Genomic DNA, 15,977 nt, shown 5'->3' with positions numbered 1-15,977 from the left:
GAATACAGCCATTCCTTATTGACGCATATCGATGCCGGTTTGTCTTTGAAAACCATTTTGGTCGTTGATCAGCTCAGTGGCCGTCAACTCGGTATCCGCGCGGATATTACACCGCAGGTGGCGCGTATTGATGCCCACTTGCTTTCCGCCAATCAAGGCATTAACCGCTTATGCTATGCAGGTTCAGTGCTTCATGCGCGGCCTGACGGATTGCTCAATATGCGCGAGCCTTTACAGGCCGGTGCGGAAATGTACGGCTTGGAAGGCATTGAAGCGGATATTGAATTGATTGATTTGATGCTGAAAAGCATGAAAATCGCCGATATGGGCGAAGTTTTGCTTTCATTGGGCCATATCGGCGTATTCCGTGCTTTGGCAAATGCCGCGCATTTGGATGTGCAGCAATCGGCAATTCTGCTGTCATCAATGCAGGACAAAGATGCCGAGGCCGTCAGCCAGTTGGTCAAAGAGTGGAAACTAGATGGCATGTGGGCAAAAGCGTTTTCACTGTTGCCCCGACTGTACGGCGGTCGTGAAGTGCTGACTTTGGCTAGAGAGAAATTACCGGAATTGTCCGCAGTCAGTGCGGCTTTGGATGAATTGCAGGCAGTATGCGATGCGTTCCCAAATCAAAAAGTGCATATCGATTTGTCGGAACTGCGCGTTGATAATTACCATACCGGTTTGCTTTACGCGGCTTATGGTTCAAACCGTCATGATGCCGTGGCACGCGGCGGCCGTTATGATGGATTGGGCGGATACTTCGGACGTGCGCGTCCTGCGGCCGGATTCAGTTTTGATTTGCGCAGCTTTATCGGCCGCCTTCCTGCTATCGGACGGGAATCCGTGGTGGCTGTCGATGTAAAAGACATGCCTGCGGCTCAAGAAGCGGTAGATGCTTTGCGCGAACAAGGACAATGTGTCGTTATCGATTACGGTATCGGCTATAACGGTTCGGAAGAGGTTACAGGCCGTCTGAAACAGGTAGACGGCGTTTGGAAAGTAATCGCTTTGAACGATTGAGTTTTATTTTGAAATTTTGTATCTGAAATAAGGTTAGATGGCTATGGCTAAAAATGTTGTCGTAATCGGTGCCCAATGGGGTGATGAAGGCAAAGGTAAGATTGTTGACTGGCTGGCGGAAGAAACCAGCGGTGTTGTACGTTTCCAAGGCGGCCACAATGCCGGCCATACTTTGGTCGTCGGTGGCAAAAAAACCATTTTGCGCCTGATTCCAAGCGGTATTTTGCATGAGACTTTGGATTGCTTCATCGGCTCAGGTGTTGTCGTTTCTCCTGAAGCATTGTTGGGTGAAATCGACGAATTGAACGCTGCCGGTGTGAAAAACGTCGAAGGCCGTCTGAAAATTGCGCCAACCTGCCCATTGATTCTGCCTTACCACATCGCGCTTGATCAAGCTCGCGAAGCTTCCCGGGGTAAAGGCAAAATTGGTACAACCGGTCGCGGCATCGGCCCCGCTTATGAAGATAAAGTTGCCCGCCGCGCGATTCGCGTGGTGGACTTGTTGCACCCTGAAAAACTGGTTGAGAAACTGGAAGCTGTTTTGGCTTATTACAATGTTCAGTTGCAACACCTGCACAATGCCGAGCCGGTAAAAGTTGAAGATGTGATGGCGGTCATTGAAAAAGTTGCACCGCGCATTACGCCGATGATTACCGATGTTTCCCGTGTTTTGAACGAGAAAAACCGAAAAGGCGAAAGCCTGTTGTTTGAAGGTGCACAAGGTACGTTGCTGGACATCGACTACGGTACTTATCCGTTTGTGACTTCCTCCAACTGCTTGGCTGGTGCCGCTTCTGCCGGTGCAGGTGTAGGTCCGCAAATGCTGGATTACGTTTTGGGTATCGTTAAAGCCTATACTACCCGCGTGGGTTCCGGTCCATTCCCGACTGAATTGTTTGACGAAGTGGGCGCAGGCTTGGCTGAACGCGGCCATGAATTCGGCTCTGTAACCGGTCGTGCGCGTCGTTGTGGCTGGTTTGACGCGGCTGCTCTGAAACGCTCTATTCAAGTTAACGGCATTTCCGGCATGTGCATTACCAAGCTGGACGTGATGGACGGTATTGAGAACATCAATATCTGTGTAGGTTATGAATTGCCTGATGGCAGCAAAACCGACATTCTGCCTTGCGGCTCCGATGCGGTAGAAACCTGCAAACCGATTTACGAAACCATGCAGGGTTGGAGCGAGTCGACTTTCGGTGTGAAAGAATATGACAAGCTGCCTGAAAACGCTAAAGCTTATCTGAAACGTATTGAAGAAGTGTGCGGTGCACCTGTAGCCATTGTTTCAACTGGTCCTGACCGTGAAGAAACCATCGTTTTGCACCACCCGTTTGCTTAATTGATTAAGTGAATAAAAGGCCGTCTGAATGTTTCAGACGGCCTTTTATATGAAATGCAATAAAAATTCAGCCCTGAAGGATGTCTGTCTTCAGGGCTGAATTTCGTATTCTACGCCGTTTTTAAACGCGAGTGTTTGGAAACCGAGATGTAGTGCCAAGTAACAATTATTCTCATTGATGTAAGTCAAGAAAAGGCTAGTCTGTAATTTTATTTCAAGAAAACTCCTGTAAATGGAAGGGTATTAGTGCTATCCTTTCAGAAATTTACAGTCTATATTTCCAATAAAATTAGGAGCTTGATATGTCAAATGATGTTCAGCAACGTCCTGCCGCTTGGGAAGGTTTTACTGGCGGTAACTGGGAAACCAACGTAGATGTTCGCGATTTTATTCAGAAAAACTACACGCCTTATGAAGGCGATGCTTCTTTCTTGGCACCAGCAACCGAAGCCACAACCAAACTGTGGGCGGACGTATTAGAAGGTATTAAAGTAGAAAACCGTACGCACGAGCCGTACAAAATCGACGCGCAAATCATATCCGGTATTACCAGCCACGCTCCAGGCTATATCAACAAAGATTTGGAAACCATCGTCGGCCTGCAAACAGACGAGCCTTTGAAACGCTCCATCATGCCGTTTGGCGGTTTGAAAATGGTGCAAGACGCGTGCAAAGTGTACAACGTTGAATTGAACCCTGAAGTCAGCGAAATTTTCACCAAATACCGCAAAACCCATAACCAAGGCGTGTTTGACGTTTACACTCCCGACATCCGCCGTTGCCGTAAATCAGGCGTGATTACCGGTCTGCCGGATGCTTATGGCCGAGGCCGTATTATCGGTGACTACCGTCGTGTTGCATTGTACGGTATCGACTTTTTGATGAAAGATAAACTCAACCAGTTCAACTCACTGCAAGCCGATTTGGAAAACGGTGTGGACTTGGAAGAAGTGATCCGCCGCCGCGAAGAAATCAATGAGCAATACAAAGCATTGGGCCAAATGAAAGAAATGGCGGCTTCTTACGGCTACGATATTTCCGGCCCTGCAAAAAATGCACAAGAAGCCATCCAATGGACTTACTTTGCCTACCTCGCTGCCGTTAAATCTCAAAACGGTGCGGCGATGTCTTTCGGCCGTGTATCTTCATTCTTGGACATCTACATTGAACGCGACCTAAAAAATGGTGTGATTACCGAAACTCAAGCGCAAGAATTCATTGACCATTTAGTGATGAAACTGCGTATGGTCCGTTTCCTGCGTACTCCGGAATACGATCAACTCTTCTCCGGCGACCCGATTTGGGCAACCGAATCTATCGGCGGTATGGGCTTGGACGGCCGTACCTTGGTAACACGCACCAACTTCCGCGTGTTGCACACACTGTACAACATGGGTCCGTCTCCTGAGCCAAACATTACTGTCTTGTGGTCTGAACAACTGCCACAAGGCTTTAAAGAGTACTGCGCCAAAGTATCTATCGACACTTCGTCTATCCAATACGAAAACGACGACTTGATGCGTCCTGACTTCAATAGCGATGACTACGCTATTGCCTGCTGCGTGAGCCCAATGATTGTCGGCAAACAAATGCAATTCTTCGGCGCCCGTGCCAACTTGGCAAAAACCCTGCTGTACGCAATCAACGGCGGCGTGGACGAAAAATCCAAAGACCAGGTCGGCCCGAAAACCGAACCGATTATGGACGAAGTCTTGGACTACGACACTGTCTTTGCGCGCATGGACAAATTCATGGATTGGCTGGCAACCCAATACGTTACTGCCTTGAACATCATTCACTACATGCACGATAAATACAGCTACGAAGCTGCATTGATGGCATTGCATGACCGTGATGTGATCCGTACGATGGCTTGCGGTATTGCCGGTCTGTCTGTGGCTGCCGACTCTCTGTCTGCCATTAAATACGCCAAAGTGAAACCGATTCGCGACGAAAATGGCATTGCCGTTGACTTTGCAATCGAAGGCGAATACCCACAATTTGGTAACAACGACGACCGCGTTGACGATATCGCCTGTGATTTGGTTGAACGCTTCATGAAAAAAGTGGCAACCCACAAAACTTACCGCAACGCCACCCCGACTCAGTCCGTACTGACCATTACCTCCAACGTTGTTTACGGTAAGAAAACCGGTAATACTCCAGACGGCCGCCGTGCAGGCGCTCCGTTTGGTCCGGGTGCAAACCCAATGCACGGCCGTGACGTCAACGGTGCAGTCGCTTCATTGACTTCAGTAGCCAAACTGCCATTTGAGTTTGCCAAAGACGGTATTTCCTATACCTTCTCCATTATTCCTGGCGCGTTGGGTAAAGACGAGCATTCTCGCGAACGCAACCTTGCCGGTTTGATGGACGGTTATTTCCACCATGAAGACGGTATTTTGGAAGGTGGTCAACACTTGAACGTCAACGTATTGAATCGCGAGACTTTGGAAGATGCGATGCACCATCCGGAGAAATATCCGCAGTTGACCATTCGTGTGTCCGGTTATGCGGTTCGCTTCAACTCGTTGACCCGCGAGCAACAGCTTGACGTGATTACCCGTACGTTCACAGAAACCATGTAATCCAGGTGGGGAAACAAACCAGAAGCTAAATTTGCATTTGGTTTGTTTTGAAACAAAGCTCCGAGGCCGTCTGAAATGTTCAGACGGCCTTTATTATCGTACAATCCATATAAGCAAAAACATTTTTGAGCCGAACACTATGTCCACGACTTTTGCCATTACCCCCGAGCCGGAACTGAAAGACCTTGGCCACCGTCACTATAACGGCAAAGGTATTATTCATTCGATTGAATCTTGTGGTGCTGTCGATGGTCCGGGTTTGCGCTACGTGCTCTTTTTGCAAGGTTGCCTGATGCGCTGCCTGTATTGCCATAATCGCGACACATGGGATCTCCATACCGAGCAGGCGCAGGAATTGGATGTGGCAACTGTGATGAAGCAGGTAATGACCTATCGTCATTATCTGCGTGCGACAGGCGGAGGCGTAACGGCAACCGGAGGCGAGCCGTTATTGCAATATGAGTTTGTACGCGATTGGTTTACGGCCTGTCGGGAACACGATATTCATACTTGTCTCGACAGCAATGGCTATGCTTTGCACTATGACTCGATTTTGGATGATTTGCTCGATCATACCGATTTGGTCATGCTCGACTTAAAACAAATCGATCCTGAAATTCATAAAGTGCTTGTCGGTATTCCAAATACCAAAACGCTGAAATTCGCGCGCTATCTTGCCGAACGCAATCAGCCGACACGGATTCGTTATGTGGTTGTTCCAGGCTACACCGATGATGAGCGTTCAGCGCATTTATTGGGAGAGTTTATCGGTGATATGGAGAATGTCGAAATGGTCGAGCTTTTGCCGTATCACGAATTGGGCGCACATAAATGGGCTTTGTGCGGCGACGAATACAAATTAAAAGGCGTACATCCGCCGCCTAAAGAAACCATTTTGAAAATCAAAGAAATATTAGAGAGCTACGGAAAAAACATTATTTATTAAAACAGAAAAAGGCCGTCTGAAACGAAATAATCAGTTTCAGACGGCCTTTTCATGATTGAAAAAGACTTAAGCGTTCAATGCAGTCAGAACCTTGGCGACAACTTCTGATACCGCAACGGCTTGAGCCTGATTGTCACGGCGTTCGGCATATTCGACATTGCCTTCTTTTAAGGCGCGATCGCCGATTACGATGCGGTGAGGAATACCCAACAGCTCGGAGTCATTCAGCAATACGCCCGCACGTTCGTCGCGGTCATCCAACAATACATCCGCACCGGCAGCCAAAAGCTCGGCATAGATTTTGTCAGCGGCTTCGCGTACGGTTTCAGATTTTTTGTAGTTCATCGGCACGATAACGACTTCAAACGGCGCCATTGCTTTGGTCCAAACAATGCCTTTTTCGTCGTTGTTTTGCTCGATAGCAGCAGCAACAACGCGGGTAATACCGATACCGTAGCAGCCCATTTCCATGATTTGGGATTTGCCGTTATTGTCCAAGAAGCTGACATTCATGGCTTGGGTATATTTGTCGCGTAATTGGAAAACGTGACCGACTTCAATACCGCGCGCCAGTTTCAGACGGCCTTGTTCGTCGGGGCTGATGTCGCCTTCGATGACATTGCGCAAATCGACAAATTCAGGTTCGGCAGCATCTCGGCCGAAGTTGAAGCCGGTATAGTGGTAGTCGTCTTCGTTCGCGCCAATCACCCAGTCAGCGCCTTTTTCGGTGGCGAAATCGGCATAGACTTTACCTTTGAAGTTGACAGGACCGAGAGAGCCGCCGTTTGCGCCGAACTGTTCAACAATTGCGGCAGGGCTTGCCATGGTCAGTGGCGATTTCACACCAGCCAGTTTTTCTGCCTTGATGTCGTTAAATTCATGGTCGCCACGTAACAGCAGCAGGACGAGTTCGCCTTCGTTCTCGCCCTCAACCACGATGGATTTGAGGGTTTGTTCAACCGGAATATTGAGGAATTCAACTAAAGACTCAATGGTTTTGACATTTGGCGTATGTACTTTGGTCAACTCGGCCTGAGCAGCAGCGCGTTCGCCTTTAAGCGGCAAAGTCGGTGCCAATTCGATATTGGCGGCGTAATCGGAAGTGTCGCTATATGCAATAACGTCTTCGCCGCTTTCAGCCAATACTTGGAATTCGTGAGAGCCGGTACCGCCGATGCTGCCGGTATCTGCGGCAACAGGACGGAATTTCAAACCCAAACGGGTGAAGATACGGCAGTAAGCGTCATACATATCTTGATAGGTCGTCTGAAGCGAGGCATAGTCGGCATGGAAGGAATAAGCGTCTTTCATGACAAACTCGCGCGCGCGCATCACACCAAAGCGCGGACGCACTTCATCGCGGAATTTGGTTTGGATGTGGTAAAAGTTTTTTGGCAGTTGTTTGTAGCTGTTGACTTCTTTGCGCACGATGTCGGCAATCACTTCTTCACAAGTCGGACCCATGCAGAAATCGCGGTCATGACGGTCTTTCAGGCGCAGCAGTTCTTTACCGTAAAACTCCCAGCGGCCGGATTCCTGCCACAGTTCGGCAGGTTGTACCACCGGCATTAGCAGCTCTACGCTACCCGCGCGGGCCATTTCTTCGCGCACGATATTTTCAACTTTACGTAATACGCGCAGACCCATCGGCATCCAAGTATAAAGACCGGATGCGTTGGCTTTGATCAGGCCGGCACGAATCATCAGCTTGTGGCTGGCAAGTGCGGCTTCGGCAGGGGCTTCTTTAAGGGTAGAAATGAAGAACTGGGAGGCTTTCATGGCGTATTTTTCTTTCTTAAAAATAAGTGCGTATTGTAACGCAAAATGTGTGGCCGCGCGTCTTTTGAATGGCATCTGATGAAATCGGCCGTTGTTTCACGCAGCTTTTGATTCGGGGCGATTTTTAGGGATGTCAACCCTAATTTATGCACAAAGCCGCATAACCTTGTTTTACCTATAAATTTTTACTGTATGATTATAGTAAAATCTTATAAATATAACTATTTGATTTTATTATGTTTTATTTGATTAAATTTTAGTCAATTTAAGACTTGGTTTGTTCCTAAAGAAAATTTTACGATTACCCAAAGCTTATCAACAGATTTATCCACAGAGATTGTGTATAGATTTTAAATGCCGTCGGCGTAATGATTTCGCATGATTGGTAAGTCTTGTTTAAAGCAGATTTGGTTGCCCTAATAAAGATGGGGCAACAACACGATGGACAGGTTTTGCGCTAACATTCTGCTTATTGCTGTTTCCTTACAAGGAATAAAATGAAAAATTCAGAATTGCATTTGCTGGAACGCAGAAAGATGTTTAACGGGCATCAGGAACGGTACCGCCATTTTTCTCAAACCTGCCGGACGGACATGGTATTTGATGTCTATCTGCCGCCACAAGTCTTAAAAGGTTATCCTGCGCCTGTTTTATATTTTCTTTCCGGCTTAAATAGTGATGGTTCTGAATTGGTTCGGCAAAGCGGAATCCAGCGTTTTGCGGCGCAATGGAATATTATTGTGGTTTTTCCGGATACTTCGCCACGCGGTCAGCATGTTGCCGACAGTGAGGAACATTATCTTGGACAGGGTGCCGGATTTTATGTTAACGCAACTGAAGCACCTTGGGCGCAGCATTATCAAATGGAAAGCTATATCAGCCAAGAATTGCCTGATTTGATCGGGCATAATTTCCCGGTAACGAAAGAGCGCAGCATTGCAGGTTTCAGCATGGGCGGGCATGGCGCGCTGCATTTGGCTTTGAACTATCCCGGCCGATATGCTGCGGTTTCTGCCTTTGCGCCTTTATGTCATCCTATCGATACGGAAGGCGGCAGGCAGGCGTTTTCAGCTTATTTGGGTCAAAACGTGGAAACATGGAAACGCTATAACAGTACAGAGCTGCTTCAGACGACCTCGCATAAATTGCCTGTTTTGATTGATGTCGGTAGTGAAGATGCTTTGTATCCTGACGTCCTGCAATCGGAAGCGTTTGTCCGCTCCGCACGCGAAAAAGGTTTCAATATTCAATATAAAGTACGTCCGGGCTATGGGCATGACTACTTCTTTATTGCCAGCTTTATCGATTCGCATATTGAGTTTCACGCTCAGGCATTAGGGCTTTAAGCAGTATTGAATAAAAGGTCGTCTGAAATCCGATTAATGGTCGGATTTCAGACGGCCTTTATTTGGTCTTTTTTAACCTTTAATTTCAAACAGACTTATTCCTCAGGACGTTCGCCGTCGGTGTCGTCCAATTTGCCTTCGGTAATATCGACATTGATACCGACTGCCGCACGGATTTTGGCATCGATTTCGTTGGCGATATCAGGATTTTCTTTCAACCAAACGCGTACATTGTCTTTACCTTGGCCGATTTTTGCGCCGTTGTAGCTGTACCATGCACCGGATTTTTCAACGATGTCATGTTTGACGCCCAAGTCGATCAATTCGCCTTCCCAGCTGATGCCTTCGCCGTAAAGAATATCGAATTCGGCTTGACGAAATGGAGGCGCAACTTTGTTTTTGATAACTTTGACTTTGGTTTCGTTACCAATAACGTCATCACCTTTTTTAATCTGACCGGTACGGCGGATGTCGAGGCGGACGGAGGCATAGAATTTGAGTGCGTTACCGCCGGTTGTGGTTTCAGGGCTACCGAACATCACGCCGATTTTCATACGGATTTGGTTAATGAAAACAACCAATGTATTGGTGCGTTTGATGTGGCCGGTCAGTTTGCGCAGGGCTTGGCTCATCAGGCGGGCTTGCAGGCCGACGTGGCTGTCGCCCATTTCGCCTTCGATCTCGGCTTTAGGCACAAGTGCGGCTACGGAGTCAACAACGACCATATCGATACCGCCTGAGCGCACCAATGTATCGCAGATTTCCAATGCCTGCTCGCCGGTATCCGGTTGGGAGAGATAGAGTTCTTCGACTTTTACGCCGAGTTTACGGGCGTAAATCGGGTCAAAAGCATGCTCGGCATCGATGAATGCGCAGATACCGCCATTTTTTTGGCATTGAGCAATGGCTTCGAGACAGAGTGTGGTTTTACCGGAGGATTCCGGGCCGAAAATTTCAACCACGCGGCCGCGGGGCAGACCGCCAACGCCGAGTGCCAAGTCTACGCCGAGGGAGCCGGTGGAAATAACATCAAGGTTTTCTTCCTGTTGGCTGCCGTCCATTTTCATGATGGAGCCTTTGCCGAAGTTTTTTTCGATTTGGGCAAGGGCGGCGGCTAAGGCTTTGCTTTTTTCGTCTGACATGTTTTCTCTCCGAAAGGAAATATGAATCGCTAAGAATTTATTTAGCTATTATCGCATAAATTAAGAAAAAGTATAGTTTTATTTTTATTTTTCAGACGGCCTGTGTTTTTTGTATGCAACAGGCCGTCTGAAAATTTGAATAATCAATCAGTTGGTCAATGATGCAAAAACTTGGAAATAGTCGGGGAAAGTTTTATGCGTACATTTCGGGTCGTTGATGATGACGGGGATGCCCAAAAGCGAAGCTAGTGAGAAACACATGGCCATGCGGTGGTCGTCGTAAGTATCGATGACGGCATCGGAGGTAAGTGTTTCGGGTGGCGTGATATGGATGGCTTCGGCTTCTTCGATAACTTCTGCACCCAGTTTGCGCAGTTCGGTTGCCATGGCGGCGATACGGTCGGTTTCTTTGACGCGCCATGAGCCGATATTGCGCAGGGTGCAGGGCTGTTTGGTGGCCAGTGCGATGATGGCCAAGGTCATGGCCGCGTCTGGAATATGGTTGGCATCCAAATCAAAAGCCTGAATCTTGCGATCGGCAGGACGGGAAATTTCAACAAAATTTTCGCCCCAAATCACATCTGCACCGATTTTCTCCAATTCGCGCGCAAAGGCAACATCGCCTTGGATGCTGTGCGCACCGATGCCGGTCACGCGGATGGGTGTACCCGCAATCAGGCCTGCGCCTAAGAAATAAGACGCGCTGGAGGCATCGCCTTCTACATATAAATGTTCGGGCGCATGATATTTGGCACCGGCCGGGATTTTAAATACACGGTAGTCTTCATTGATGATGCCCACACCGAACTGCGCCATCAGCTTGAGCGTGATGTCGATATAAGGTTTGGAAATCAACTCGCCTACCATGTGGATTTCAAAAGCTTGTCCGGTCAAAGGCAAAGCCATCAGCAGGGCGGTCAGGAATTGGCTGGAAACATTACCTTTAATCGGAATAACGCGCTCGCCGTTGTCTTTGCGTTTGCCGATCTGAAGCGGCGGATAGTTTTCATTGCCCAGATATTGTACGTCCGCACCTACAATGCGCAGCGCATCCACTAAATCGCCGATGGGGCGTTCGTGCATACGCGGTACGCCATGCAGATGATAGTCGCCGCCCAAAACGGCAAGCGCGGCAGTCAAAGGGCGGAATGCCGTACCGGCGTTGCCTAAAAATAAATCGGAGGTTTGATTGGGAAAGCGGCCTCCGGTGCCATGAACTTTCAGACGGCCTTCAGGTAAAGATTCAATGTGTACGCCGAGTTTGTCGAGTGCTTCAAGCATTCGGTCGGTATCATCGGATTTGAGCAAAGAATGGATTTCGCAAACGTTGTCGGAGAGTGCGGCTAAGAGCAGCGTGCGGTTGCTGATGCTTTTGGAACCGGGCAGGGCAACGGTGGAAGGCTTGAGTGTAGAAGCGGGCAGGGCAACGGTGGAAGGCTTGAGTGTAGAAGCGGGCAGGCGGATGGATTCGGTCATGGCTGGGCTAAGCTCGTTTGAATTGTAAATCAGACCGATATTATACGCAGGCAAAGGCCGTCTGAAAAATGAAGAGAGCACAATTTATTTGTGAAAAAATGAATTTTTATATCGTTACACTATTTTCTAATCGTTTATTTTGAAATTTTCTGCTCCTGTTTTGTGTTTGCCGCTATAACTTATTTTGTTGTGGTAGGTATATAACCAAACACCATAAGAAAATCAGAAACCATCCTTTCCTATTTTTTCAGACGGCCTTGCCTTATTTAAAAGCTTGGCAATATTGCTGATAACGTTCAGCCAGTCCATATAGAATGATTGCTGTCAGCCCCCAGATGTCGTAGTGTCGGAAAGGCAGGGCGGGGAGGGCGAGGGTTTGATTATTGTGATGAAGCTGGCGGAATGTGTAGTTTCTCAGGTTTAAGGCGAAGCTCAAAGGCAGATAAAAAATTTCTGCTACTTCGTCGGGGTTGGCTTTGGGGTTGACGGGCTGGACGCAAATTGCCGGAACAGGCGTAACACGGTAGCCGGAGGGCGTGTCATAAAAGGGTAGCGGCGCAAAAGTCTGCCATGCGGCAATCGGAATGGCGGTTTCTTCATAAGCTTCTCTTAACGCCGTTGCCGTTAGGCTGTCGTCTTGGGCATCTTTGCGGCCGCCGGCAAAGGCGATTTGTCCGGTGTGCTGCCTTAAGGTCTCGGCCCTTTTGGTCAGTAAAATTTGCCACGCTCCTTCATACAAGACAATGCCGACCAAAACGGCTGCTTCTTTGACCGTTTTTGGGGTAACTAATTGATTACGCTCTACTTGTATACGGCTGCTGAAGTGTGAAGCTTGAGTTAGGAAATGGATAAGTTGGTCGGTATTCATTTTTGGCGCCGATTGTTTTATGCAGATGAGGATTACACAAGGTTTACGGTTACCGTGTCAACAAAATAGGGTGCGTGTGTTACAGTTATGCCTGAATGATAAATAAAGCTTTGCGTCTGTTTTGCAAGTGCTTAGGCCGTCTGAAAATGTCGGCAGGTTCTCAAAAAGGATATTTATGTTGTTTTCCCCATCCCGTATTCGAGTAGCAGCTGCGGCTGTCATGATATTGTTTGCTACACAAACTTTTGCCGCGCCCAACGATTCAAAAACAGTTTTTGAATCGGCTAAGATTATCAAAAAGAAAAGCCGTGCTGACCGTTTTTCTCCCGAAGAGCGCGAGCAGGAGCGGATACGTCTGTTGGGTATACAAAACCGCACCTCGCAGGTTTTCACTTTGTTAAATTCAGAACTGGCTCTGCAAAAGGGTGATGCGGCTTCTGCTCTGTTTACTTATATTTTGACGTTGCATCGCACCAAATCTCCCGAAGTGGCCGAACGCGCTTTGGAGATGGCAGTTTCTTTAAATGCCTTTGAACAGGCTGAAGCCATTTACCAAAAATGGCGCGAAATCGAGCCGGAGCCTGGTGAAACACAAAAGCGTATGACTTGGTTGCGTAATTTGCTGCTGGGCAAAGCCGATAAGAATTTGAGCGGATTGGACAAGGTGATTGCCGGCGGTAGTGAAGACGAGCAAAAGCGCGTGTTTCTGCTTTTGGCGCAAACCGCAGCCCAACAGCCGAATCTGACCAGCGATGCAGTCAAACAGGTGCATAAAACGGCACTGAATTATAAAGACTTCCCTGAAGCGGCAATTGCAGATGCAATTTTTAGTGCAAAAGACGGTCAAAAGAAACACGCCATTGCAGCATTGCAGCGATTGGCTAAGTTGGACAACGAAATCCTGCCGCCGACTTTTGTTACGTTGCGACTGATGGCGCAACGGCATCCTGATATTCTGGACGGCTTCTTCAAAGATACAGACACCAAAACCTTATCTCCGATTTGGCAGGAGTTGGACATCGCCAATTTGATCGCCCATGGTCAAAATGATCAGGCCTTTAAGCGTTTGCAGACTTTGTTGGAAGAAAATCCAAACCCTGATTTGTATATTCAGGCCGCCTTATTGTCCGCCAGCAAGACGGAAAATATTTCTGCGGTAAACAGCTATCTGGAAAAGGCTTATAAAGCCGGTACGGAAGAGCAGCGCAGCCGTGCGGCTTTGATTGGTGCGGTTTCTTATAATGATGCTGAAGAATTTGCGAAAGCCAAACAATGGCTGGACAAGGTAACGGCAACGGCTTATACGTTTGATAAAACTATTTTGGCCGCTTCTATCGAAGCCAAACAGGGCAACCATAAAGAGGCTTGGGCTTTGGTGCAACGCGCACAAAAAATGCCCGAGCAAAGAGGACGTTATTTTGAAGCCAGTGATTTGCTGAATACGGCTTTGTTTGTATTGTCTAAAAATACCAATCTTCAAGAATCGTTGAACGCTTTGAACAGCTTGGTAAATTCCACTGAAAAATCCTTGAAAACCCAAGCTTCTCCCGAGCTGCTTGCCAATGTGTTGTATCAGCGTTCGATGGTGTATGAGAAGCTGAATCAGCCAGGCAAGGCGATTGCCGATTTGCGCCGAGTTGTTGAATTGTATCCGGATAATCCACACGGTTGGAATGCTTTGGGCTATACCTTGCTGTCCAACGGCAAGGATTTGAAGGAAGCGTTTAAAATGGTTCAGACGGCCTATCAAATGGAGCCGGAAAGCGCAGCAATTAATGACAGTGTAGGCTGGGCGTATTATCTTAAAGGCGATGCGCAAATGGCGCTTCCATATATTCAATATGCCTATGAAAAAGAACCTGAAGCCGAAGTCGCCGCGCATTTGGGCGAAGTCCTATGGACGCTTGGAGACCAAGACAAGGCCAAAGAAATCTGGAATGACGGCTTGAAACGCGGAAGCAATCTCCGAGTATTAAAAGAGACAATGTCCAAATTCGGTATAACGTCCAGTAAACCACATACTCAAAAACACAAATAAAACCAAAAGGCCGTCTGAAAAGCGTTTGATTTCAGACGGCCTATGAAGGAATATCCATGAATTTAAAACAATTATCATCGATTGCAGCCTTATTGCTTTTAGCTGCCTGTGCGCAGCCAAACTTACCTCAGCAAAACAGTTGGCAAGCAGCAGAGCAGGTGCAGGATTTTAGCGCAGACGGTCGATTGGCTGTTAAAGTGGAAGGCAAAGGCTCATATGCCAATTTCGACTGGACTTATCAGAACGCGGTTCAAACCATTGATGTTAATACACCGCTGGGTAATACCGTAGGCCAGCTGTGTCAAGACAGTGAAGGTGTATTGGCAGTAGACAGTAAGGGTAAGGTTTATCAGGCGGAAACGGCTGAGGAATTGAGCAGACAGCTTTTGGGCTTTGCTTTGCCTGTTCAATATCTGCATATTTGGGCGGATGGTAAACGCGTTGCCAATGCGCCATACAAAATCCTGCCTGATGGCCGTCTGGAGCAGTTTGACTGGACAATATCGCGTACTTTAAATAGTTCAGGGCAGCCCAAAACGCTTCAACTTGAGAATGCCAAGTTTAATATCCGCTTGGTGTTCGACACGGTAAACCACTCTTTGGATAAGAATGGACAAACCCGATGCGCAGCACGCAAATAGAGGATGCCATGTCTGTTTCAGAGGAAATCCAAGCCTTTCCTGCACCGGCCAAATTAAATTTGGATTTGAGGATTACCGGCCGCAGGAGCGATGGTTATCATAATTTGGAAAGTATTTTCTGTTTGATCGGCTTATACGATACCGTTCATCTGAAAATGCGTACTGATGGGCAGATTATTCTGCATACGCCGGTTGAAGGGCTTGAGCCAGAACAGGACTTGACTTATCGGGCGGCTAAATTATTGCTGCCATATGCAAACGTACCGCACGGCGTTGAAATTTGGTTGGATAAAGTAATTCCGACCGGCGGCGGATTGGGTGGCGGCAGCTCTGATGCGGCCACAGTCTTAATGGTTTTAAACCAATGGTGGCAATGTGGCTTGAGCAGGCAGCAACTGATTGATTTAGGCGTAAGTCTTGGTGCGGATGTTCCTTTTTTTATTTTTGGAAGAAGTGCTTTTGCCAAAGGCGTAGGCGAGAAGCTGGCTGAAATAGATGTCCCTAAACAATGGTATGTTATCGTTAAGCCCCCTGTCCATGTGGCAACAGCTAAAATTTTTGCACATGAAAGCTTGACACGTGATTCCAAACCCAGCATAATGCCGACTTTCCAATCATTACAGCCGTTTCAAAATGATATGCAGGTGGTTGTATTTCAGGAATATCCTGAGGTTTGGAAGGCTTATGTTGAGTTATCCCAATATGGTTATGCATTAATGACCGGTTCTGGGGCTTGTTTGTTTATAGCAAGTGCATCTCATCAAGAAGCAAATACAATTTACCAACAG

12 protein-coding genes are annotated in these 15,977 nt (G+C 47.7%); 8 read left to right on the top strand and 4 right to left on the bottom strand.

The annotated features are described in order from the left end of the window. The 4 genes from ACTHSP_RS10865 to pflA all read left to right on the top strand — a co-directional run. Positions 1 to 1,023 (top strand): ATP phosphoribosyltransferase regulatory subunit (locus tag ACTHSP_RS10865; protein WP_440346092.1); only part of this gene is annotated, 1,023 nt, incomplete at its 5' end. Positions 1,024 to 1,066: 43 nt separating this feature from the next. After that, positions 1,067 to 2,365: an adenylosuccinate synthase gene (locus tag ACTHSP_RS10860; protein ID WP_049351236.1), complete on the top strand. Its 1,299-nt coding sequence runs from the start codon at positions 1,067 to 1,069 to the stop codon at positions 2,363 to 2,365. Between the two features lie 302 nt (positions 2,366 to 2,667). After that, positions 2,668 to 4,953 carry a formate C-acetyltransferase gene (gene pflB / locus ACTHSP_RS10855; protein WP_049351235.1) on the top strand — a complete coding sequence of 762 codons (2,286 nt, stop codon included), beginning with the start codon at positions 2,668 to 2,670 and terminating at the stop codon, positions 4,951 to 4,953. Between the two features lie 139 nt (positions 4,954 to 5,092). After that, positions 5,093 to 5,899 (top strand): pyruvate formate lyase 1-activating protein, encoded by an 807-nt coding sequence (gene pflA / locus ACTHSP_RS10850; protein WP_049351234.1) that lies wholly within the window; start codon positions 5,093 to 5,095, stop codon positions 5,897 to 5,899. 66 nt (positions 5,900 to 5,965) lie between these two features. Here pflA and ACTHSP_RS10845 read toward each other — a convergent pair whose 3' ends face one another. Further along, complete coding sequence (locus ACTHSP_RS10845; protein ID WP_049351286.1) at positions 5,966 to 7,678, bottom strand: proline--tRNA ligase; 1,713 nt, start codon at positions 7,676 to 7,678, stop codon at positions 5,966 to 5,968. 497 nt (positions 7,679 to 8,175) lie between these two features. Between ACTHSP_RS10845 and fghA the strand changes: the two genes are divergently transcribed. Further along, positions 8,176 to 9,024: an S-formylglutathione hydrolase gene (fghA, locus tag ACTHSP_RS10840; protein WP_049351233.1), complete on the top strand. Its 849-nt coding sequence runs from the start codon at positions 8,176 to 8,178 to the stop codon at positions 9,022 to 9,024. A 95-nt stretch (positions 9,025 to 9,119) separates the two neighbouring features. Here fghA and recA read toward each other — a convergent pair whose 3' ends face one another. The 3 genes from recA to ACTHSP_RS10825 form a co-directional block, all read right to left on the bottom strand. Continuing rightward, positions 9,120 to 10,166: a recombinase RecA gene (recA, locus tag ACTHSP_RS10835; RefSeq protein ID WP_003680794.1), complete on the bottom strand. Its 1,047-nt coding sequence runs from the start codon at positions 10,164 to 10,166 to the stop codon at positions 9,120 to 9,122. A gap of 147 nt (positions 10,167 to 10,313) precedes the next feature. Then, positions 10,314 to 11,642: a 3-phosphoshikimate 1-carboxyvinyltransferase gene (gene aroA / locus ACTHSP_RS10830; RefSeq protein WP_440346091.1), complete on the bottom strand. Its 1,329-nt coding sequence runs from the start codon at positions 11,640 to 11,642 to the stop codon at positions 10,314 to 10,316. Between the two features lie 262 nt (positions 11,643 to 11,904). Further along, positions 11,905 to 12,510, bottom strand: coding sequence for a CoA pyrophosphatase (locus ACTHSP_RS10825; RefSeq protein WP_440346090.1), 606 nt, complete (start codon positions 12,508 to 12,510; stop codon positions 11,905 to 11,907). Between the two features lie 175 nt (positions 12,511 to 12,685). On the opposite strand from ACTHSP_RS10825, the gene ACTHSP_RS10820 reads away from it, so the two are divergent. The 3 genes from ACTHSP_RS10820 to ispE all read left to right on the top strand — a co-directional run. Further along, complete coding sequence (locus ACTHSP_RS10820) at positions 12,686 to 14,548, top strand: tetratricopeptide repeat protein (RefSeq protein ID WP_440346089.1); 1,863 nt, start codon at positions 12,686 to 12,688, stop codon at positions 14,546 to 14,548. A gap of 56 nt (positions 14,549 to 14,604) precedes the next feature. Then, positions 14,605 to 15,189 (top strand): lipoprotein insertase outer membrane protein LolB, encoded by a 585-nt coding sequence (lolB, locus tag ACTHSP_RS10815; protein WP_204787846.1) that lies wholly within the window; start codon positions 14,605 to 14,607, stop codon positions 15,187 to 15,189. Positions 15,190 to 15,197: 8 nt separating this feature from the next. Next, on the top strand, positions 15,198 to 15,977 hold a 780-nt coding region (ispE, locus tag ACTHSP_RS10810; RefSeq protein WP_440346093.1), incomplete at its 3' end, for a 4-(cytidine 5'-diphospho)-2-C-methyl-D-erythritol kinase.

It is taken from the genome of Neisseria sp. P0001.S005 (assembly GCF_051963715.1).
This window is presented reverse-complemented; position numbering and strand designations above follow the sequence as displayed.